Here is a 23418-nt window from a genome sequence, read left to right as displayed (position 1 = left end):
TAGAGGCTGTGAACGATTACACTCAAACCAGCTAATAGTTTGTCAACATTTTTCAATAAAAACTTAAGATATCCCATGTTATACTAAAAATACACATGCCAAACCTTCCTCGGGTGTTTAATTGGAAGGTTTTGTATTATTTAGCTGAAAATATCAATTAGGCTATATCTTGGAAAGTGGTTTTGTTTTTCAATATCGCATAAATCCAATGTAAGAGCTTATTTACACAAGCAATGACGGCTACTTTATATAATTTGCCTTCCTCACGCTTCTTATCGTAAAACGCTCTTAATCTCTTGTTTCTGAGTATGATTTCTTCTGTTGTTTTTTGTTTGCGACAATCACGAATACCAGATCGAACAGCCATATATAGGGCATGACGCAGGCGACTTGAACCACGTTTTGTAATCCGAACTAAAGTAGCCTTAAACTTACCTGATTCATGGACTGCTGGATCAACCCCTGCGAATGCTACTAGCTTTTTGGGGTGATCAAACCGGTCTATCTCCCCAATTTCAGAAATAATCGTGGCAGCGATTTTTTCTCCAATACCAGGGATAGATTGGATGATTTTATATTCTTCAACTTCTTTTGCGAGAGTGTCTATCTCTGAGTCCAATCGGGATAGATGCTCTTTGTATTGAAGAAGCAAATTGATATACATACCAAGACTCAGTAAATGACTCTGATAAAGTGTCTTCTTGAATGGATTCCTTGCTGCCGCCTTCTTAAGGTCTTGAGCTTTTTCTTCTGCCCATCTCTTAGACCGGCTTTTGCAGAATTCCTTGATTTTATCAGCCAACGTATCTTGGGTAACAGCTAAAATGTCTTCTGATACAGGGAATTCCTTTAAAACAAGTAAAGACACAACGGAATATAAGTCTCCAAAAACTCCTTTATATTCAGGGAAGATTTGATCCAGTACTGTTTGGAAGCAACTTGGTTTGCACATAAATTCCCGTAATATTCTCGTGTTGTCGTGTAAGATTACGCAGGTTTAAAAGCTGAATACCTCGCCTTTTATGTGGTTCTAAATCTTCTTTATAGTAAAGCTCACACAGACGATAAGCATCGATGGCATCCGTTTTAACTTTTCGTAAGCTAGAACTTTTTGCTCTGTGAGAAATTAATGGATTAACGATGATTAATAAATAGTGATACTGCTCCAGAAACTGAACAACTGGTGCGTGATAATGCCCTGTAGACTCTAATATAACTGATGGTTTTATACCGGTTTTGTCTTTGACACTTTCCAGAAACTCTAGTAATCCTCCTAGCCCTTCAAGATCATGCTTGATACTAAAACTTTTACCGTAAGGATTTCCCTTATCCAAAAAGGCTTGAACTTCACTTTCCCCTTTTGAAACATCCAGACCTACGACTGGATTCATTCTTAATCTCCTCCTCAAATGGAATTTTGCCAGTAACCCCTAATTCCTCCTAGTAGTATCATAGCTTCGCTTGTTATACGAGATCTTTGTCCCAACCAGCCTCAAACATGTTTCTACCAGTAGGGGGTGAACGGTTTACTTGACGGGATCTACGTCCCACGGGCAGGGGCGTTCTACCCTGGCTACTGTAATAATAAGACCATATTAAAAATGGTCAACCAGAAATATCTAGAATTCTGGTTAACCTTATAATACGAACGGGCAGGTTAGTTGAATACTTGAATTCGAGATAACACCAGATATATGAAGATTTAAGGAACATGCTCCAGACGGGCAATCTAATACTTTTTTTCCTTTCAAATCTTCTTCTGCCAGTAAAAGCATGTCCATGTATTCTTCATTACTGACTTTATTTTGTTGAAACTGATGTATCTGCAGCTGACGTCATAGTTATTCTTTAAACGTAATACAGAGTAAAGGGATTAAATATGAAAAGGTTATTATAGTTTGTAAAGCAGGACATTAACTTCTCGAATAGCTCCATCCACAAAACTTTCTGGAAACTCCATAATACCTAATCGGTCTTCTACTGGAGAGACCATGAACTTAGTGTTCTTTGGAAATGCTTTCTGATAACAAAGCAACGCTCTGCGAGAATGGGCTCGGTATTCTAGCCATCGTTTTGCCATTCGTCTTCACACTTCCTTTATGCTGCCGACGACCAACAGCCTCTCCAGGTGATTGAAACCACAGGAAGGGATCAGGACATCATGGTTGCCCCTTCTCTTCTTACCACCCAACAAACACCTTCCATTTTCACGGCAGACCGAGGTTATGCCAACTCAAAGTTCTTCGACCATCTCCACAAAGAGAAGCATTTCTTCTTCATACGAGTCGCTGATTTCTTTTCGTCATCCAAGACCCGGACCCTAAAGCGTCGAAAGACTTGGGAAGCTCCAGACAAGATGACCTCCATCTTAAAAGATGAGTCCGCTATATAGGAAAAGGAAAAAACCGAACGAAAAACAGATATCGTTTGGTTACCCTCCTGGATTCCGAAGAAAATCACATCCGAGTAGCTACCAATGTTAGAGATGTTCCACCTGAAGTCATTGCCTATATCCTTCTTCGTTGGCTCTATAACGCCACAGAAAGTATATGGCGTTTGTTTGAGCCCCTAGTCTTTTAAGCCTTCACAAGAAAATTCGTCTGTCAAACGCTTCCCGTAGAGGTGCGAGCTGAAATTCAGTGGTTCTTTTTACAAGGGGGAGGTGTGCCACCAAAGTTGAATTGAACAAATTGGTAAATAATGGATAATCAACACTCCTGCCAGGCACCGATAGTTCATGGAGAGTATATTATTTTCCAATTGGGTTTATATTATTAAAGGAAATGAAATCCATCTATTATAGGAGGCGCAAAATGGCAGACGAAAAAGAACGTTCCACCATGTCCCGGCGCCGGTTCATCAAAAACTCGAGCTATGCAGCCGGGGGTGCGATCGGCGGGGGCTTTCTAGGTACGGTCCTTGGCAAGAACCTTTTTGGCAACAACAATGAAAACCAGGGACAGAAACAGGGAGCAACCAACAACGAATCAACGAATTACAACCAGGCATTGATGTACTTTACGAGACAGAGTGATTTTGAAATTCTCAGCTCCGCGACGGAACGGATTTTCCCGGAGGATGATAATGGACCAGGGGCAGTGAAACTCGGAGTGCCGTTTTTTATCGATCACCAGTTAGCCGGTTCATACGGCAGAAACGACAGGGAATATATGCGGGGTCCGTTTTATCCTGCTTCTGACTTTCAGGGCTACCAGACGAGACTGAAAAGACATGAAGTATTTGATGTCGGCATCCAGGCAATCGAACGAGAAAGCAAAAACCAATTTGACACTTCTTTTGTCGATCTTGAAGGCGAACAGCAAGATCAAATACTACAAAAATTCCAGGACGGAGAAGTCGACCTGAAAGGGGTAACTCCCACTACTTTCTTTGAATTACTCCGGTCGGCAACGATTGAAGGGGCTTATTCTGACCCGCTTTACGGAGGGAATAACAACATGGAAGGCTGGATGATGAAAGAGTTTCCGGGCAACTACATGAGTTACATCAATGAAATCGACAAAAAAGATTTTATTAAAAAAGAACCAAAAGCTTTAAGAGCACACATCGCTCACTAGAGAAAAGGAGGACGAACAGTGGCTACAACATTGGATAAGGTAGAAGTAGTTACCGTCGGAGTTGGCTGGACAGGCGGTATTATTGCAGCTGAACTTGCCAAACAAGGAGTTCAAGTCGTCGGTCTTGAACGAGGCAAAGCAAGATCCACGGAAGACTTTAAACATGTCCACGATGAATACCGTTATGCGATCCGATATGAATTGATGCAGGATCTTTCCCGGGAAACTATTACATTTCGTAATCACCGGGATGAACGCGCTTTGCCTATGCGGCAATTAGGTTCTTTCCTATTAGGAGAAGGGCTTGGTGGTGCGGGCGTCCACTGGAACGGCCAGACATATCGGTTTTTGCCATATGATCTGCAAATCAAGACGATGACCGAAGAAAAGTATGGAAAAAACAAACTCGGTGAAGACTACACCCTTCAGGACTGGGGGATCAGTTACGAAGAGTTGGAACCGTATTTTTATAAATTCGAACAGACGGCAGGAATAAGCGGAGAAGACAACAAGAACAGTGCTCCGCGAGAAAACGATTATCCGACCCCGCCGATGAAAGAAACACCGATCACGAAGCGATTCAAGGACGCAGCAAAAAACTTGAAATTGAGTCCCTACCATATGCCATCCGCAAACCTTTCTGAAAATTATGAGAACCCTGATGGCCAAACGATCAACCAGTGCCAATATTGTGGTTTTTGTGAACGTTTCGGTTGTGAATATGGGGCGAAATCTTCCCCGAATGTGACGGTAATTCCTACGGCTGAGAAATCAGGGAAATTTGAATTAAGAACCCATGCCAATGTGACGGAAGTGATCTATGAGGGAGGCAAAGCTACCGGAGTAAAATATATCGACCTGCAAACAGGCGAAGAATTTATTCAACCCGCAGATATTGTCGTGCTGACAAGTTATGTCATGAACAATGTCCGGTTATTGTTGAATTCCGGAATCGGACGTCCTTATGATCCGGAGAGTAGAACCGGAGTTATTGGCAAAAACTATTGTTATCAAATATTACCTGGTGCGACAGGTTTCTTTGAGGAAGAAAAATTCAACACCTATATGGGGGCAGGTTCGCTTGGGGCTTCTGTGGATGATTATAATGGCGATAACTTTGATCATTCGAATATGGACTTCATACACGGGGGTGTAATAGCGATTACGCAAACGGGGCAGCGTCCTATCAACAACAACACCGCGCCTAACGATACACCGAACTGGGGGAAAGAGTTCAAGTCCCAGTCGATCAAATATTATCACCGGAATCTGGCAGTCGGTGTACAAGGTGCTTCCATTCCCCATCGCAACAATTACTTGAGCCTGGACCCGGAATATGAGGATATTTTCGGTTATCCGCTGCTCCGTTTGACCTATGACTATACCGAACAGGACCGGAATCTGCACAACTATTTGACAGAGAAGAGTGCAGAAATCATGAAGGAAATGGGTGCAAGCAGGGTAGAACCTAGAGAAATCAGCGACCATTACAGTATTGTCCCATACCAAACCACACATAATACCGGCGGAGTGATTATGGGAGGGGCCCCCGAAACCTCGGCCGTGAACAATTACTCCCAAATGTGGGATGTCGAGAATTTATTCGTGGTCGGTGCTTCGGCTTTCGCACATAATGGTGGTTACAACCCGACAGGTACAGTCGGTGCTTTGGCATACCGGGCAGCCGAAGGTATCTTGAAGTATCGAGAAGAAAGCGGACAATTAGTGAAAATTGTTAACGACAGGAAACACGCTTAGAAGAATGCTTGATGGATAATTAAAAAGGAGGGACTAGGGATGGGACTAACGAATATTGGCATTCCAGGGTTGATTATTATTCTGGTAGTGACATTGATCATTTTCGGACCGAAGAAATTGCCGGAAATCGGTGCCGCGTTCGGTCAAACACTGTCAGAGTTTAAGAGATCTGCAAGCAATCTGATGAATGATGATTTAGAGGAACAGAAAGTACCTATAGAGTCCGCGGAAACAGACAAAAAAGATAGTCCATCTTGACCAGCCGGGGGGAATCGATGATGCGTGAAGCACATATGGACAATCAAACGTTGGAAGCAGAACAGACGCTCGTTGGACACCTTACCGATTTAAGGAAGGCCATAATCAGTTCGGTTATCTTCTTTCTGGTTTGTTTTGTGATCATTCTAGTTTCGATTGATTATGTCATTCCAGTATTAACCGATGCAAGCAAACTGGTTATGTTGGGACCATTGGATGTTGTCCGATTTTACACAGGAATCGCCGGGAGCCTTAGCCTTGGTTTATCGGCTCCGTTTATCGGCTATCAGGGATGGAAGTTTGTCCGGCCTGCGATGAGTGCGCAGGAAAGTAAAACAGCTCTGTCTTTTATCCCGGGAATCTTTTTCAGTTTTCTCGCTGGTATTTCCTTTGGTTTTTTTATCATTTTTCCTACGGTCTATGGTTTTCTGATGAGAATAGGTTCGGAAAATTTCGATATGATGATAACTGCCAAAGAATATTTTTCATTCATGCTGATGACATCGATTCCACTCGGTTTTCTATTTGAAGTGCCTTTGTTTCTCATGTTCCTGACAGCTATCGGAGTCATCACACCTGCTAAATTGGTGGAGATGCGCAAGTACGGCTATATACTGATGGCGTTAGTTTCCGCGCTGATCACGCCGCCTGATTTGCTTTCCCAAATAATTGTGTTGGGACCTCTCATCGGCTTATACGAATTAGGCGTATTGTTTTCAAAAATCGTCTATAAACGAAAAGGATTGACAGAGGAAGAACAGGTAGATCATCAATAATTTTAATTTTCCATAGTAAAAGGAGCACTGTGCAGAGGGCTGGTGCTCCTTTGTCGTGCATGGAACCACTTCGTTAGCGATCTAAAGGATGATGGGTCAAAAAGTGCCTGATCCCCACTACGTAACCACTTTAACAGGGTGGGGGTCAGGCACGATCAGGACCTTCGTGGCCGCAAAGAAAGTGTCATAATAAAAAAAGACATTATGATAGGCATATTATCTCGAATTCAAGTCTTACGTTATTGGGGGCTTTAGTTGAAGAAGCAATTGAAAAACAAATTTAGGGGATTTTATAGGTGGAAATGTTTCAAATGAACAATAAAAACCCTCTCTAAATCAAATTAGAGAGGGTTTTGTCAAGATTATTCATCATCGCCTACGACTGGATAAACGCCATTTTCATCATGAATTTCTCTTCCAGTAATCGGAGGATCAAAGACGCAAACCATACGCATGTCTGTATTTGCACGCAATAGATGCTCATCATTTTGATCTAGTGCATAGATTTCATTTGCTTTAATTGGATATACTTTGTTGTCTTTAAGTGTTTCTACTTCGCCATCGCCTTCAATGCAATAAACGGATTCCAAGTGGTTTTGATACCAAATGTGTGTTTCTGTTCCAGCTTTAATCGTGGTGTCATGAACGGAGTAACCCATACCGTCTTTTTTTAGTAGCAAGCGGCGGGAAGTCCAGTTATCACCTTTAACTTCATTTTCACTTCCGATAATATCTTCTAGTTTAACGACTTTCATAAATATTTTCCTCCAGTTCCTAGTGTGTTGAGTGTTGTGATTAATTTAGGATGTTACTAGTTTGTCTTCTTTAGCGACGGACTTAACGGCAGCTTCAACAATTTCAAAGCCGCGTTCAAGTGCTTTATCATCAATATTAATGGCTGGGAAAAGTTTGAATACTTCATCATTAGATCCAGCTGTTTCCATAATTAATCCTTGTTCATATGCGCGTGCTGCCACTTTTTCAGAAAAACCATCTACGTTTGAGGAGATTCCTTGCATGATGCCACGGCCTTTACGATACCCATCCATTTCAGGGTATTTTTTAACAAGACCTTCAAGGAAGTCAGTGATTTTGACAGCTTTCTCTTGAATACTTTTTTCGAAATTTGGATCTTCCCAATAATTCAGGGCTTCTGTTGCTGTTACAAATGCCATATTATTACCACGGAACGTTCCGTTATGTTCACCTGGTGCCCAAACATCATGTTCTGGTTTAATGAGAGTGATCGCAAATGGCAATCCATATCCACCAATTGATTTAGAAAGGCAAACAACATCTGGGGTAATACCAGCAGGTTCAAAGCTGAAGAAAGTACCTGTACGTCCAACCCCTGCTTGAACGTCGTCAATGATAAGGAAGATATCCCAGCGTTTACAAATGGATTCGAGTTTTTTGAGCCATTCATTGCTTGCTGTGTTCAAACCGCCTTCACCCTGAACAGTTTCTAAAATGACTGCTGCCGGAATTTCTACGCCGCTTCCGCCATCTTCAAGGTATTGCTCAAGATAATCTAACGAATCAGATTTATCATTAATATAGCTATCATAGGGCATAGTAATAGCATTGTGGAGAGGAATTCCTGCTCCTTTACGTTTGAAGGAGTTTCCTGTAACGGAAAGTGCTCCAATGGTCATACCATGGAATCCATTAGTAAAGCTAATTACTTCTGTACGCCCAGTAACTTTACGAGCTAGTTTAAGTGCACTTTCTACTGTGTTCGTACCTGTTGGACCAGGGAACATCACTTTGTAGTCAAGATTACGTGGTTTTAAGATAACTTCATTTAATTTTGTTAAAAAGTCTTTTTTCGCTGTTGAAGCCATGTCTAAGCTATGTGTGATCCCGTCATCCATAATGTATTCAACTAGCTTTTTTTTCATATTTTCATCGTTATGTCCATAATTTAAGGCCCCTGCACCACTAAAGAAGTCTAGATATTCTTTACCGTCTACATCCCACATTTTATGTCCTTTAGCTTTCGTGAAAATTGTTGGAAAACTACGGCAATATGAGCGTACCTCAGATTCTAATTGTTCGAATACGGTTAGATCGTTTTTCATTTTCTAATAACCTCCTTGAATAATTTCTGGAAATTTTTCATGATTCTATTTGGAAAATGGTCCGATTCTATAAGTTTCTTCTTCTTCATGGTTATCCCCAGGAAACAATTCCTCGGAAAAGCATTCGGAAACCTCACAATTCGTATTGTGATCTCTTGCTAAACGTTTGAATAATGACTGGGAAGCTTTATTAGACGGAGTAACCGTTGCTTCCACGTAATGAACGTCTTCGCATCCTTCTCGAGTTAGTAATTCATTTAATAGACGAGAAGCTACCCCTTTTCCTTGTTGAGAAGTGTCCGTTCCCACTTGCCATATAAACAGGACATCACTTTTCTCGGGAGGGATAAAGGCTGTAACAAATCCAACGAGTTGATCTTCCTGCTTGGCAACAATACATGTCTCCGAAAAGAATTCACACATCATAATGTATTTGTAAGGTGAATTTTGATCAAGGGTCGAGTTGTCAACAAGCTCCCACATGGCAGAGCCGTCTTCAACTGTAGGTTTTTCGAAGGTTAATGTTTGATCATTTTGTGTGATTGTAGCGTTATTAGGACTCATGCAAAATCACCTGTTCCATTTTTAATGTTTTGATGACAATGGCCTCCTTTTAATTTTTCAATCACTTATTCCAAGTTAGCTAGGCAAACTGGAATTGCCAATGTTTTTATAATAGTGTTCTCTTCGCAGATTATCAAACCAGCTTAATGGCGATAAACAGGCTCTAAACGTGAAAATGGACGATGGCACCCACTAAGTAAGTCTGCATTTCAGTTTGCTTATACATAGTAAAGAATGCAGAAGATTTTAAAAATAATAGATATTCACTTTTTTTGAAAAAACGCTAAACCCTTTATGTATCAATGGGTTTAGAAGAAAGCGTTTTATTAAGCGATTTTTTTAAAAAATTTATATTTGAATTAAATTTTGTCAACAGTAGAAGTGACAAACGTGTGTTTAGATTGTATTGATAACAGGGGTGTAACCGCTTTACCATTATAAATACAAGATAAATTAAAAATTAGACGAGGAGTTGTTAACGTGGCTGAACAAAGTCAAAATTCAGGATTGAGGGCAAAAGTTCAAAAGTTCGGAAGTTTTCTTAGTGGAATGATTATGCCGAACATTGCTGCTTTTATTGCTTGGGGTATTATAACTGCTTTATTTATAGAAACGGGTTGGCTGCCTAACGCAGACCTTGCACAAATGGTAGAACCAATTCTCTTTTATCTACTGCCTATTCTTATAGCATTTACAGGTGGACGATTAATTCACGGACTTCGCGGTGGTGTTGTAGGTGCGATTGCTACGATGGGAGTTATCGTATTTTCGGCAGATGCACCAATGTTCTTAGGTGCGATGGTGATGGGGCCAATTGGTGGTTATGCGATTAAGCAAGTCGATCGGTTATTTGAAAATCGTGTTCGCCAAGGTTTTGAAATGCTTGTTAATAATTTCTCTGCAGGTATTCTTGGTTCTATTTTAACGATCCTCTCTTATTATATTATGGGCCCGATTATTTCAGGGCTTACAAGAGCTCTAGGTGCTGGAGTTGGGTTCCTAATAGATGCTGGACTTCTTCCAATCGTAAATATTTTCATCGAACCAGCTAAAATTCTGTTCTTAAATAATGCGATTAACCACGGAATTTTAAATCCAATAGGGGCGAGTCAGCAGGCGGAATTAGGGAAATCTATTCTATTTCTATTGGAAACAAACCCTGGTCCGGGCTTTGGTATTCTTTTAGCGTTTATGGTATTTGGTAAAGGTGTTTCGAAACAAACAGCACCAGGAGCTGCAGTTATTCACTTTCTAGGCGGAATTCATGAAATTTATTTTCCTTATATCTTATCGAAACCTGCTCTTATATTAGCAGCAATTGCTGGAGGTATAAGTGGTACAGCAACATTTGCTGCGTTTGGCGTTGGACTAAGTGCTACACCGTCACCGGGGAGTATTTTTGCTTTAATGGCTCTAACTCCACGTGGTGATTATATTGGAGTGATCCTTGGTGTTCTAATTGCGACAGCTGTATCCTTCTTTGTAGCTTCTATTATTCTTAAAGCAAGTAAACAAGAAGATGAAGAGGACTTATCCGAGGCTACTGCAAAAATGGAAGGTATGAAAGGTAAGAAGAGTAGTGTATCTGATAAGCTTGCTAAGGATAATCAAGAAGCATCTGAAGAACGTTCTACTGATGAAGTTCCTCAATTGAACCGCGGAAACGTGGAGAAGATTATCTTTGCTTGTGATGCTGGTATGGGCTCAAGTGCGATGGGGGCATCATTATTGAAAAATAAATTCAAGAAAGCATCCATTGATATTAATGTGACTAATATGGCCATTAACGACCTTCCGCAAGATGTAGATGTTGTTATTACTCATAAAGATTTAACAGAGCGTGCCGTTCAAAAAGTACCGAATGCTTATCATGTTTCCGTAGAAAATTTCTTGAACAGTCCAAAATATGATGAGCTTGTCGAAGAATTGAAATCGGAATAGTAGCTTGGAGGGAAGGGTCTGGATTTTCTTCAGACTCTTTTCTTTCTTCAAAAGCTATGATGCTAACAATCATAAAAAATAACTATTTTCCAGGGTGCTTTAATTAAATTTTGTCAACAATAAGAGTGCAGGAAATCAGTTTTCTTTTTATTGTGTATTGGTGTCACGAAAGCCTATGATTAAATAGAAGATTTCAAAAAAAATACTGAAACGATTCTGAGAGGGGGTGGAAGTCAGATGTATATCACTGCTAGAGAGCGTAAGATTCTTGGTTCCTTACTTACTTCTCATCATGAGATTACTGTTCAGTCAATTGCCAATGAACTTGGCGTTAGTACGAGGACCATTCATCGTGATTTAAAAGGAGTGGAGGAAACGCTTGGAACTTACGACTTAAAGTTGGAAAAGAAAGCAGGAAGTGGACTTTTTATTTATGGTAATCCTAAACAGAAACAATCCTTACGATGGGAAGTAAATCAACAAAGAGCACTTGATTATACTCCAGAAGAACGGCATTTAATGATTTTATCAAGACTGCTTGAGGCAAGTGAACCGATCAAGCTCCTCTCACTTGCCAATGAGTTAGGGGTGACTGTTGCGACGGTTAGTAATGACCTTGATAAAATTGAAACAGATTTGTACGGCTTCCACCTGACTCTGATTCGAAAACGAGGGTATGGAGTTGAAATTCAAGGAGAAGAGTCCAGACTACGAGAAGCAATTGGTTTCTTAATCATGCGTCACATGGATGAGTTGGACTTACTGAAGATTTTACGAGAAAACTTAGGGAATTCTTCTTCACCTGTAGATACAGTCTCTAATCAATTACTTGGACTTGTTGATAAAGACAAATTAGCAGTTATTGAACGGAATGTAGAAGAAATCCGGTCATCCTTACCTTATGATCTAGCAGATAGTGCTTACCTTGGGTTAGTCATTCACTTAGCATTGGCTATTGAGCGCATTCAGCAAGGTGAAGTGATTGAAATGGCAGAGGAATACCTGAAGGATCTTAGGGATACTGAAGAGTTTAAAATGGCGAGTCAATTGATTGATCAACTAGAAGCGACCTTTAAATTAGATATTCCGGAATCAGAAACGGGTTACATTACTATGCACCTTATGGGGGCTAAAGTTCGCTATAATCAGAACTCTTTCTTAGAAGCAACAAGTTTAAGTATTGCCTTCAAGGCTAAACAATTAATTGAATTTGTTTCGAAAAGACTTGGAACCAATTTACATGCATCACAACATTTGTTGAATGACCTAGTGATCCACTTAAAACCAAGTGTCTATCGTATTCAACAGAAGATGGACATTCAAAATCCGTTAACTGAGCAAATAGAGTCGGATTATAATGATCTTTTCAAAATCGTTGAAGAAGCTAATTTGCAGGTTTTTCCAGAATTTCATTTTCCAAAAGAGGAAACGGCGTTTATCGTGATGCATTTTGCTTCAGCGTTGTTAAGTAGGGAACAAGATCAAGGCATAAGGGTACTTGTCGTGTGTTCTAGTGGGATTGGTACAGCCAAAATTTTAGCTGCAAAGTTAAGTCAGCAGTTTAAGGAAATTGAAGAGGTAGAACATCAATCTCTTTTTGATTTGAAAAATATAAATACGTCAAAATTTGATTTAGTTGTTTCTACTGTTGGGTTAGTCGATTATAAAGATTATGTGCTAGTGAGTCCTATGTTACCAGCCTCAGACGTTCAAAAAATTGAACATGTAATCCGTAAAATGAAGGTGACTAAACAAACACGAGAAGTAAGAAAAAAAGAAGAAGATTCTCTACCTCAGCAGGATGAAACGATGCAAAGTATTCAAGAATCTGTTCAATCTATACAACGATATGCGACAGTCGTTCATCAGCTTCTGGATTCTTTAATTGCGGAGCAAGTGGGGGGTAGTAGTACTTTAGAAATTTTGCAGAGGATAACGAAGAGACTGGAGGAGAAGGGAATAGTTGAACGGTCTGAGCAGATTGTGAATTCTCTTATCGAGCGAGAGAAAGTGGGAGGGCTTGGTATTCCTGGTACGGAGCTGGCCTTATTTCACGCTAGGTCAAGTGAAGTGAGGCGACCTTCATTTACGGTTTATTTTATGAAACAGTCGGTAATAGTCCCGGGAATGGATCAAAAGGATGTAGAGGTTTCGACAATTTTATTGATGTTGGCTCCTACTGATATTCATAATGAAGGGCTGGAAGTGTTGAGTTTTCTCAGCTCATTAATTGTTGAAGATCCTAACGGAATTGAAACACTAGAATCTCAAGACGAAGCTGCTATCATCCACTATCTTTCCAATCAACTTCACCAATTTTTTTCAAAAAGAATTACTATAAAAGAGGAGAATGATAAAAATGTCTACTAATATTTTAACAACTAATAATATTGAGCTTAATAAAAACTTAAGTGATAAGGAAGAAGCGGTTCGCTATGTAGGTTCAATTCTACGTGATCAAGGATATGTAACAGATGAATACATTGGTGAAATGTTAAAGCGTGAAGAAGTTACTTCTACGTTCATGGGGAACTATGTGGCGATCCCTCATGGTACGGAAGATGCAAAAAAGTCCGTTCAAGAAACAGGTATTTCCATCGTTACAGTCCCTAACGGGGTGGACTTTGGTGATGGTAATATCGTTAAGCTTTTGATTGGAATAGCCGGGAAAGGTGATGAACATTTAGAAGTCCTTTCTCAAATCGCTATCGTGTGTTCTGAAGAAGAAAATATTGATAAAATTTTAGAAGCGGACACGAAAGAAGATGTTCTAGCGATATTTAGCGAGGTGAGCTAAAGATGCGTGCTGTTCACTTTGGAGCAGGGAATATCGGACGAGGGTTTATTGGAGCCTTGTTAGATCAGGCCGGATACGAAACTGTATTCGTGGACGTTAATGATCAATTAATTGAAGCGTTAAATGATAAAAAAGCATACAATGTAATTTTGGCTGGGGCTAATGAAACATTAAATGTACAAAACGTCTCAGGATTAAACAGTAAACAAGATGAAGAAAAAGTTATCGAAGCGATAAAAGAAGCGGATCTAATCACTACTGCTGTTGGTCCTCATATATTACCGATGATTGCTCCGTTACTTGCTAAAGCTTTAAAGGAGCGTACAGATAGAAGTTCAAGCCCTGTAAATGTAATAGCCTGTGAAAATATGATCGGGGGTAGTTCCCTTCTGGAAAATCATGTATATGAAGGGTTAACAAATGATGAGAAAAGCCAGTTTAAACGATTGATTGGATTTCCTAATGCAGCCGTCGACCGTATTGTACCAGATCAGAATCATGAAGATCCTCTAACTGTTGAAGTAGAACCTTTTTATGAATGGGTCGTGGAAACAACGAATATTATAGGAGATCAGCCTGAGGTGAACGGCATTACCTATGTAGACGACTTAACTCCGTTTATAGAGAGAAAACTTTTTACGGTTAACACAGGACATGCTGCAGCCGCGTATTTAGGTCGCAAGCATGGACATCAAACCATACAAGAAGCGATGGAAGATAAAGTTGTGTTAGAGAAAATTCAAGGTACGCTAGAAGAAACAGGGGCAATTCTAATTGAAAAGTACGAATTTAAACCTGAAGATCATCAAGCATATCAGGCGAAAATTTTAGAAAGATTCTCAAACCCAAGTCTTACTGATGAAGTGACTCGAGTGGGAAGAGGCCCTAAACGGAAGTTAGGCCCTCAAGATCGCTTGATCCGTCCAGCCGTAGAATATTTTGACTGGGTAGGAAGTGAGCCTGTTTATTTAGCGGAAGTTATCGCAGCAGCTTTAGAGTTTAATGATCCAAATGACGAGGAATCTCAAGAAGTTCAAATATCGAATGAGAAATATGGTCCACTTGAAACTTTGAAAAAGATAGCTGATTTATCTGACTCTCATCCAATTTTAAATCTTGTTGAAAAGCATTTAAATTAAAGAATAGGGTATATATGCAAGTAAGTAGTTCCGATACAATGGAGAACATCTAAAATAACAGTACAAATAACAAAAAAACGCTTGGGTTTTAATGCCCAAGCGTTTTTTGTATTTTCTTGTTAAACTAAAGCCCCAGGTTGTTTAATAATAGAATGGCGGTTCCGTTACTTTTCATCGGAGCATGGGGGATGGGAAACCACTCGCTTAGAGTGGAACGGAACCCTTTTTATGAAAATCGGGGGTGTTGTGTGAATATTGCCATTGAACTGATCTACTTGTGCCATGAAATGATCCACTTCTGCCATTAATAGATCCTTTACTATTGATCTGTACTATAAATTCAGAAACGGTCTTAACAAGGGAGTTGGTGATGGTAGGCATACATATAAGCTCTTACACTTCATATAATCAGGCTATCACACCCGATTTTTAACAACTTATCCAATGGCCATATTCCCTGGTCTGCATCAGGCCGATTGGTGTTATATCAGATATCTCATGCTTTAACAGGGACGGTAGAACAGCACGATTTCGATAGCAACCCATTCGATGTGTGAGAAACGAATCCCTTTCCCAGAAGGACCTATCTTCCACTATCCGTGTTCTTTTGCAATGAAACTCTCTATATCAAGGATTTTAATAGGACCGCCCGCTTTCAAGATTTGCATGCAAACTTAGGAATGGCTGCCTTTTCTTGAAGTGGTATCGAGACACTTATATGGTAAAGGGGCGGAGGGAAACGGTGAGACTCCTATGGGATGTGCGGGACAGCTGAGACCCCACAGGACGAAGTCCGAGGAGGCTCAGCGCCCGCCCCATGGAAAGCGAGCCGTTTCCCGCAGCCCCAAAATTCACACAAACATATCGAATTCAAGCCTTCAACAATACGGTTTCGTTAGTTTAATTGTAATCGCCTACAATCTCTCTATTTATTTTAACTTAAATCCCCATATTCCTTTTGGTTTACCAATATCAACATTACATTGCACCATAATTAGCCTAGTATTTAGCACGTTGACTATAGCTGCTTTCACTATGTTATTTGTGCTGTGATTTTGTATGCTAATTTATATTTTAGTATAAACCGTGCTTTTTTATTGGACTCGCAGGAAAACCATGGTTTGTAAAGAAATGATATTTAGTAAGATGGTTATTCCTAAAACTTTATTGGAATATAAATAAGAAAGCAGCAAGGTGGAGTTTCAATTGGATTGAACGGAATTTTTGTTTAGGAGAGTTAATAGGAAGAGTCCTTCAAGAATCTGAACTGAATGTATCGAAATCATTAGAAATAACTGTGATCAGGTTATTCGGGGAAATTGGGATGTGTATCCCTGACAGATAATGATTTATTCAATGGTTCCAGGAACGTTTACGTGTGGAAGACATTAGTATTTTCATTTGTTACCATTTCACATTGGTTTAGAACTGAGTGGACAACTCATAAGACTTTTGCATGCCTCACCTAGAACTGAAAAGGATTTCACCGCATCATTCACTAAAAAAGCGATTATTGATGTTTTGCTAATAGTGATTTAACAGGAGAGACAAAACAGCCTGATATCGTGTTTTATGGGGATATTCATACTACATTGTTGCATACATATGAATACGGCATCTTATGTACTGTAGAGAATTCATTAGATTTAACATCAGCATCCTATGCAATCATAGATGGTTCATACAGTGAAAATGCAATTCAATGTGTCAGAGTAGATTATGATATGATCGGGAGTTCGAATTAGGTGTTGCACGAAAGACGGGATTGCCTAGTATGGAGAAATATTACAATGAAGTCATGTATGCAAAATATCGAAATGCCTGTGGAAAGTAAAGTGATTTATAGAAGGGAACATTCGCTTTATTTAAAGGTATTGTCACTTGTTAAATGTCAATTGTTCCATCTAAACACGACTTATAACAAAATTGAAGAGAGGTGGTCTTCTGAAATTCGCCATAAACTATTCCCATGAAGCACGAGAATTAATTCAAAAAGGTTTAATTGATGTAGATATATTTAAATGTCCAGACTTCGATCAACAATTGGTCAAAGATGCTCAACAATGTAAACCAGCTTATCTTCATTTCGATTTAAATGCAGGTGAAGGTACCTTAACTACGATTAATTGGAGCATACTTGAAAGCTTATCTGCAGGAACGGATACACCATTTATAAATTTGCATTTAGTTGCTCATTCCAAAGACTTTCCTGTGATTTCAAATAGTAGTTTTGATTCTAATAATATTGATGAGATTATCGATCGGGTCGTTAAGGATATCCAATATGTTGTTGAGCGTTTTGGTTCAGATCGTGTGATTCTTGAAAATGTAGTGTATAGCGGTCCAAATGGCGATACATTACGTACAATTGTTGAACCAGAAATAATTGCACATATTGTGTATAAAACAAAATGTGGGTTGTTGTTGGATATTGCCCACGCTCAGATGACGTGTTACTACTCTGGCGAAGATGTCTACGAATACCTCAACCGTTTTCCTCTTGATCAACTAAGGGAATTACATATTACCGGTATTCAAAAAGTAGATGGAAGCTACAGAGATAGTATGCCTATGACTGAAGAGGACTGGAAATTAGCTGAATGGTCGCTGAATAATATTAAACAAGGAATGTGGAATGAACCATGGGTTGTTTCATTCGAATATGGGGGAGTGGGTCCTATTTTTGAATGGCGAACTGCCGTGGATGTGTTAGAACAGCAGGTGCCATTATTAAATAAGATAGTGAAAAATTAGATAATGAGAGAAGAGGGGATTGTAATGAAAAGCGACTTTTATTGTCAGGAAGTATTGAATGGAAATACAAGGGTAGAGAAAGTCTATGAAACTGAGAACACTCTAGTCTATCATCATACCCGTCCTTCTTATGAAGTGCATATCGTAGCTATTCCCAAAAAACATTTAGATTCGTTAACGAAGGTGCGCACAGTAGATCAAGAAATTATTTTTGAATTGATGGAGAGTGTGCAAAATGCAGCTGCCCGAGTGGAAGCGGATTATGGAGCCTGTCGTATCATTACAAATTTGGGAGAATACCAAGAGTCCAGCCACTTGCATTGGCATATTGTATCTGGTGAGAAGATAAAGTAAATCATAATCAATTAGACAGACTAATTGGAAATCTCTTGGATCAATTAAATTTTCACGTATAATGAAAATATAGAGTTAATAAACGAGTACATTCATGTGTGCTCGTTTATTTTTTGTAGGGAGATATCTTTATCTTGTAACAAACTTTTAAAATTGAGTTTAGAATATTAAGATTAGGGGGTTAGTAAAGAATAGGACCAATTTGACAGATAATTACTAGCTTGATGTACAAAGATCACTATAGACTACTCTACATAATTGTTAAAAAATAAAATCAAGATTGATAAGGAGGAGCCGTTTCTCATGATGAAAATTGTTATTGGTTTCTTAATAGGGGCCTTAATTGCTGGATTTGTTGTTTTTTTTGTTACGGTTGATGGTGAGAAAATGGAGGATCAATCTAGTGAAAATAATAACGGTGATGGGCGTACGGTACAAGGTGATACAGAACTTATGGAAGAACAGGGGAACTTAGAAAATGTCATTCAGACTTCTTATGATCAAGGGGAATATAACCTTACGAATCCGTTGATTATAGAGGACCCATATGGAACAGCTCCTTTAACTGCGCTTGCGAAATTTAACACAGATGAGCCCGTAGAAATCACGGTAACTGTAGTAGGAGAAGAAGTGGACAATGACATTTCTCAAACATTCAGAGGTTATGATACTGAACATGAAATTCCTATTCTAGGTTTATTGCCGGATAAGGACAATACTGTCGTTCTAGAGGGAGAATCTGAGGAAGGGAACGTTACAGAAAGCAAACTAACAATTAGCACCGAGCCTTTGCCAGACGATTTCTTACATACGGAAGTTGTGAAATCAGATAAGGAAAGGATGCAAAATGGATTAACCTTTATTGTTCCTAGTGGTGAATATGCGTATGCGGTTGATGATAAGGGCGAAGTGCGTTGGTATTCATCCATGCCAAATAGCCATATATTCAAACGTTTAGAAAATAGCAATCTGTTATTCTTAACTCAGAAAGTAGAGCAAACAGGTCAATACAATTTGTTATTGGAAATGGATATGTTAGGCCAAGTTTCGTTTGGATCTTATATTGACGTTAGTAACTTTGATAATTGGGGAGTGGTGCATCATGATGTTGTAGAACTTCCTGATGGTAACTTACTCGCCACTGACCATGATGGTTCAGGTTATATTGAAGATGATATGGTTGAAATTGATCGTGAGTCAGGGGAAATGGTGGGGGAGTTAAATATGAAAGATATTTTCCCAGAAGAAATGTATGAAGACTATGAAGGTCCATCTGCTGACGAAGGTGACTGGTTCCACCATAACGCTACTTGGTTTGATGAGAAGGATGAAGATCTTTTAGTATCCAGTCGACACCAAGATGCGATCATCAATTTGAGTTACCCAGAAGGGGAAATTGATTGGATTTTAGCTGATCACGAAGGCTGGCCCGAAGAAGTTGAAAGTAATTTATTAGAACCTCAGGGTAAGGATTTTAAATTTCCAGGTGGTCCTCATGCGATGATGACACTTCCTGATCAGGATAATAATGAAGATACTAAGGACATCCTCCTTTTTGATAATAATATTGCAGTAGTAAGAGGAGATGAGGATGAAAGTGAGGAGTATAGCCGAGGTGTACAGTATCGAATTAATCCTGTTGAAATGACTGTTGAAGAAGTATGGTCTTACGGTGAAGAACGCGGGAAAGGCTTTTTCTCATTTATTGTAGGGGATGCAGATTATTTACAAGAAACGGGAAATCGTTTAATTACTTCTGGATACGCATTTGATGAAAATGATAACCTGCACAGTCGGATTGTAGAAACAACAGATGAGGAAGATGCTGAAGTCGTCTATGAACTTAAAATTACAGGTTTTGAAGAAGGAAGCAGTAGACAAGCTTATCGTGCAGAACGAATGCCTTTATACCCTGAACGCTGGAATTTTGAGTTAGTAGAGCAATAAAAAGAAAAGAGCAAGCACCAATGATAGCTCCTTCAATTGTGCCGCTTTCTTGCATAGCGTTGATTGGATAGGAATCTAAGAGACCAGCCCGTTCGTCCTCGGAAAACGAGCGGAAACTCCCAATGCAATCAACCATGCCATTTGCATACAAAACATCTTAAACACAGAATTACGGTTCTCTGTCAAATGTGGTGGTGGAGAATTGATCTCCATCACCCTTTTAATTTAGCTGCTTTCGCATAGTTTGTTGCTTATGCGGACCGCAACGCTTTCCTCCTGTCTTTAATCCCCAACAACCCTATGATAAATGATTGCGCACTCGTTCTCTCTCCTATGTCTTTTTGTGTCGCAACTTTAGGGGATCAAAAGAGAGAATGGAGTGCATTTTTTATATTCTCCTTGCTACTGATAGATCAAGCATGACCACCACATTCATTAAAGAGACCAAAATACATACATTAAAAAAACACGTCAGAACGATGATTATTCACTCGTCTGACGTGTTATTATTATGATTTTGTTTTTTGACTACTGTCCCATTCCTCATCTGTAGGAGGTGAAGTTCTTCTTACAAAGATGGACAAAATTAATCCAAGGAAGGATAAAGCTGCGACTACTAAGAAGGCAACGTTAACCCCATGAATATCTGGATTAGGGACTGTTGATTGTTGTTCAGCAGTCATAGCAGTCGTTGTCATAACTGTTACTAGGATAGCTGTCCCAACGGAAGCACCAATTTGCCTCATGGTATTACTCATGGCTGCACCATGTGGAATGAGCTTAGGTGGTAACTCATTGAGTCCAGCTGTCGTTACCGGCATCATAACCATGGCAAATCCAAACATTCTGATCGCGTAAACAACCATAAGGAAGGTAAGTGTCGTTTCCGTATTTAAGAACGCCAATGCTACGGAAGCTCCTGTCATAATCGTTAGACCAATCATTGCTAACAGCCGTGCTCCAATTTTATCAAAAATCCGTCCTGTAATCGGTGACATAAACCCTGAAATTAACGCTCCTGGTAATAGTACTAGTCCTGATTCTAGTGCTGTAAAGTCACGCATATTCTGCATATATAGAGGAATTAATGTCTCAGATCCAATTAAGCCCATAAAGCAGATCATCGCGATAATAGTAGTGATTGTAAAGGTTCTAAGCTTAAACACTCTGAATTCAAGCATAGGGTGGTGCATACGCAACTGGCGAAGAATAAATACTAGTAGAATAACTACACCAGTAGCTAGAACACTGATTGTAATCGGACTGTCCCATCCATTATTACCAGCGCTAGTAAACCCGTACAATAATCCTCCAAAACCAAGAGAGGACAAGGTGATTGAAAAGAAATCTACTTTAGGGTTCTTCAACTCTGTTACATTTCTCAATACTTTATAAGCGACAATGACCATGATAATGATCAATGGGAAAATGAACCAGAAGAGGAACCGCCAAGAATAGTTAGCTGTCACCCAGCCTGATAATGTTGGACCAATAGCTGGCGCAAAGGAAATGACGAGACCAATATATCCCATCGCAGCCCCTCTCTTTTCTACTGGGAAAATAAGCAGAAAAACAGTTTGCATTAAAGGAAGCATTACCCCTGCTCCGGCAGATTGAATGACTCTACCTACTAATAATGTAGGGAAATTAGGAGCAATCCCTCCTATTATAGTCCCCACACCAAAGATGGTCATGGCTGCCATAAAAAGCTGCCTTGTAGTGAAACGTTCGATAAGGAAGGCACTGACAGGAATCATAATTCCATTCACGAGCATAAATACAGTAGTCAGCCATTGACCTGTATTGGCTGTAATGTTCATTTCCTCCATAATCGGGGGAATCGCTGTGATCATGAGTGTTTGGTTAAGAATTGTTATGAAAGATCCTGCAAGCAATAATCCAGCAATTAATATCTTGTTATAATTTTGTGGCATAGAGTTGGCTCCTTTTCTCTCTATCTAATTCTTTAAATATGTAAAACTTATTTAGTCAGCTAATGAAAAATTATACTCCTAGTGATAGAAAGTGACAAATAAGATGATTAGTAATTTTTTTAGAGCTTTTCATAGAGTTCGAGATTTCCTGAAGGATATATAAAGGGGGAGAGCGAAATAATTATTACACATTTACTAGCGGAGGTGATATGAATGAAGTACGAAGGCTCGGAAGCTTACGAACAAGATGATTTTTTTGAAAAGTATATGGCTAGAAGAAACCGAGAAGAAAGTCCTAATAACATAATAGAAAAGCCTATATTTTTTGAATTAATGAAGGACGTGCGAAATAAGAGTGTTCTGGATTTAGGTTGTGGCGATGGAAAGTTCGGACGTGAACTATTGGAGAGTGGTTGTAAATATTACATAGGAGTAGATGGTTCATCTAATATGATAAAAGAATCATCAAAAAATTTGCAGGGAACAGCAGGTCAAACGGAGTATGCAAAATTAGAAAATTGGACTTTTCCTAAAGCGTCCTATGATCTAGTCACTTCTAGGTTAGTTTTCCATTATATAAAAGAGATAGCACCTATTTTTGAAAAGGTTCATGACACACTTAAAGATAAGGGAGAATTCACCTTTAGCGTTCAACATCCAATATTAACTTCCTCGTTGAAAAGTGGTGCAAAACAAGGAGTGCATATGGACTGGATCGTTGATAATTACTTTGAGAGAGGAGAGCGGGAGGAATCCTGGATAGATGAAAAAGTTGTGAAATATCATCGAACACTAGAAGATTATTTTTCATTGCTAATACAAACAGGGTTTAAGGTGGAAGAACTAAGAGAAGGTATGCCGCAACGTGTTTACTTTGAGAATGAGGAGGATTTTCTTCGTAGATCTCGGATTCCTTTGTTTTTGATTTTTTCTTGTTCTAAATGATTCTTTTGTAGTAGAGGAATTCTTTATCTAGAGGATGCTAGAATTGAGGGTTAGCGAAGAAAATTTTAAGGAAGATGGAATGGTTGATGCATTTCTACATGATGTTAAGTTTTATTAGTCCTTATTCAATGTCAATGTAAGGCTATGGTGGTTTGTTTGTTAAAAATCAAAGTAACTTGCTAATCATTTATCTGCGAAACCATCTTCCAACATAAGGGATGGGCGTAGACTTCTTTACTAATCGATCGTTACGTATTAAAAGGATAGTAAACTATTTGGCTGTTGCTAGTAGTTTTGGCTGCTGACTAATTTTTCTTAAAATATACAATTGTTCTTGCTTCGATAACATCCTCCAATTACTTACTTTGATTTTCATAAAATCTCCTCCGTGGATCGATTTTAGTAGATAGTTGTTTATTCCGTCATTTTAACTATTTTAAACAACAAAAATTTCTACATTATTCACGGTTTTTAAATATTATAAATGAGAAAAGGTTTATATAAGGTTAAATAAGTGGATTCTTAGGCGTGAATTTAACTAATTGAATGGGAAGAGGAGTCTTCATCTAAAACGTATTATTCATTAATGGCA

General features: G+C 39.2%; 17 protein-coding genes and 2 pseudogenes. 13 read left to right on the top strand and 6 right to left on the bottom strand.

What is annotated here, in order from left to right; all coding sequences use genetic code 11:
- Positions 1-157: 157 nt before the first annotated feature.
- Together ACFQIC_RS14965 and ACFQIC_RS14960 are read right to left on the bottom strand one after the other, a co-directional pair.
- Positions 158-1391, bottom strand: a pseudogene (locus ACFQIC_RS14965) (IS110 family RNA-guided transposase).
- Positions 1392-1891: 500 nt separating this feature from the next.
- A complete protein-coding gene (locus ACFQIC_RS14960) occupies positions 1892-2080 on the bottom strand; it encodes a hypothetical protein (protein WP_204710476.1) in 189 nt (62 codons plus the stop codon).
- Positions 2081-2101: 21 nt separating this feature from the next.
- Here ACFQIC_RS14960 and ACFQIC_RS14955 point away from each other — a divergent pair.
- The 5 genes and pseudogenes from ACFQIC_RS14955 to tatC form a co-directional block, all read left to right on the top strand.
- Positions 2102-2392, top strand: a pseudogene (locus ACFQIC_RS14955) (transposase); the annotation flags it as partial.
- Positions 2393-2813: 421 nt separating this feature from the next.
- Positions 2814-3578, top strand: coding sequence for a gluconate 2-dehydrogenase subunit 3 family protein (locus ACFQIC_RS14950; protein ID WP_204710469.1), 765 nt, complete (start codon positions 2814-2816; stop codon positions 3576-3578).
- Between the two features lie 18 nt (positions 3579-3596).
- Entirely contained in the window at positions 3597-5336 is a 1740-nt protein-coding gene (locus ACFQIC_RS14945; protein WP_204710468.1) for a GMC family oxidoreductase, read from the top strand.
- Between the two features lie 39 nt (positions 5337-5375).
- Positions 5376-5594, top strand: a complete 219-nt coding sequence (gene tatA / locus ACFQIC_RS14940; RefSeq protein ID WP_204710467.1) for a twin-arginine translocase TatA/TatE family subunit — start codon at positions 5376-5378, stop codon at positions 5592-5594.
- 20 nt (positions 5595-5614) lie between these two features.
- Complete coding sequence (tatC, locus tag ACFQIC_RS14935; protein WP_390217321.1) at positions 5615-6370, top strand: twin-arginine translocase subunit TatC; 756 nt, start codon at positions 5615-5617, stop codon at positions 6368-6370.
- Positions 6371-6732: 362 nt separating this feature from the next.
- Here tatC and ACFQIC_RS14930 read toward each other — a convergent pair whose 3' ends face one another.
- Genes ACFQIC_RS14930 through ectA form a run of 3 tightly spaced genes read right to left on the bottom strand, consistent with a single transcriptional unit; the run spans position 6733 to position 9015 of the window.
- Complete coding sequence (locus ACFQIC_RS14930) at positions 6733-7125, bottom strand: ectoine synthase (protein WP_204710466.1); 393 nt, start codon at positions 7123-7125, stop codon at positions 6733-6735.
- A gap of 45 nt (positions 7126-7170) precedes the next feature.
- Positions 7171-8451, bottom strand: a complete 1281-nt coding sequence (gene ectB / locus ACFQIC_RS14925; protein ID WP_204710464.1) for a diaminobutyrate--2-oxoglutarate transaminase — start codon at positions 8449-8451, stop codon at positions 7171-7173.
- 45 nt (positions 8452-8496) lie between these two features.
- Positions 8497-9015 (bottom strand): diaminobutyrate acetyltransferase, encoded by a 519-nt coding sequence (ectA, locus tag ACFQIC_RS14920; protein WP_204710462.1) that lies wholly within the window; start codon positions 9013-9015, stop codon positions 8497-8499.
- 480 nt (positions 9016-9495) lie between these two features.
- Here ectA and ACFQIC_RS14915 point away from each other — a divergent pair, with 480 nt between their 5' ends.
- The 7 genes from ACFQIC_RS14915 to ACFQIC_RS14885 all read left to right on the top strand — a co-directional run bounded on the left by ACFQIC_RS14915 (position 9496) and on the right by ACFQIC_RS14885 (position 19947).
- On the top strand, positions 9496-10956 hold the full coding sequence (locus tag ACFQIC_RS14915) for a PTS mannitol transporter subunit IIBC (RefSeq protein ID WP_204710460.1): 1461 nt from the start codon (positions 9496-9498) through the stop codon (positions 10954-10956).
- A 237-nt stretch (positions 10957-11193) separates the two neighbouring features.
- Positions 11194-13326 carry a BglG family transcription antiterminator gene (locus ACFQIC_RS14910; RefSeq protein ID WP_204710458.1) on the top strand — a complete coding sequence of 711 codons (2133 nt, stop codon included), beginning with the start codon at positions 11194-11196 and terminating at the stop codon, positions 13324-13326.
- Complete coding sequence (locus ACFQIC_RS14905) at positions 13316-13753, top strand: PTS mannitol transporter subunit IIA (protein WP_204710456.1); 438 nt, start codon at positions 13316-13318, stop codon at positions 13751-13753. Before ACFQIC_RS14910 ends, ACFQIC_RS14905 begins: the two co-directional genes overlap by 11 nt.
- A 2-nt stretch (positions 13754-13755) precedes the next feature.
- A complete protein-coding gene (locus ACFQIC_RS14900) occupies positions 13756-14892 on the top strand; it encodes a mannitol-1-phosphate 5-dehydrogenase (RefSeq protein WP_204710454.1) in 1137 nt (378 codons plus the stop codon).
- Between the two features lie 1926 nt (positions 14893-16818).
- Positions 16819-17646 (top strand): multinuclear nonheme iron-dependent oxidase, encoded by an 828-nt coding sequence (locus ACFQIC_RS14895; RefSeq protein WP_204710452.1) that lies wholly within the window; start codon positions 16819-16821, stop codon positions 17644-17646.
- A 24-nt stretch (positions 17647-17670) separates the two neighbouring features.
- On the top strand, positions 17671-18000 hold the full coding sequence (locus ACFQIC_RS14890; protein WP_204710450.1) for an HIT family protein: 330 nt from the start codon (positions 17671-17673) through the stop codon (positions 17998-18000).
- Between the two features lie 303 nt (positions 18001-18303).
- Complete coding sequence (locus ACFQIC_RS14885) at positions 18304-19947, top strand: aryl-sulfate sulfotransferase (protein WP_204710448.1); 1644 nt, start codon at positions 18304-18306, stop codon at positions 19945-19947.
- Positions 19948-20456: 509 nt separating this feature from the next.
- Here ACFQIC_RS14885 and ACFQIC_RS14880 read toward each other — a convergent pair.
- Entirely contained in the window at positions 20457-21881 is a 1425-nt protein-coding gene (locus ACFQIC_RS14880; protein ID WP_204710446.1) for an MDR family MFS transporter, read from the bottom strand.
- A gap of 213 nt (positions 21882-22094) precedes the next feature.
- On the opposite strand from ACFQIC_RS14880, the gene ACFQIC_RS14875 reads away from it, so the two are divergent.
- Entirely contained in the window at positions 22095-22826 is a 732-nt protein-coding gene (locus ACFQIC_RS14875) for a class I SAM-dependent DNA methyltransferase (protein WP_204710444.1), read from the top strand.
- The last annotated feature ends 592 nt before the right edge of the window (positions 22827-23418 follow it).

It is taken from the genome of Halobacillus seohaensis (assembly GCF_042663045.1).
Classification (GTDB): domain Bacteria; phylum Bacillota; class Bacilli; order Bacillales; family Halobacillaceae; genus Halobacillus_A; species Halobacillus_A seohaensis.
Note: the sequence above shows the minus strand (reverse complement) of the source record. Positions and strands in the feature narration are given on the sequence as shown.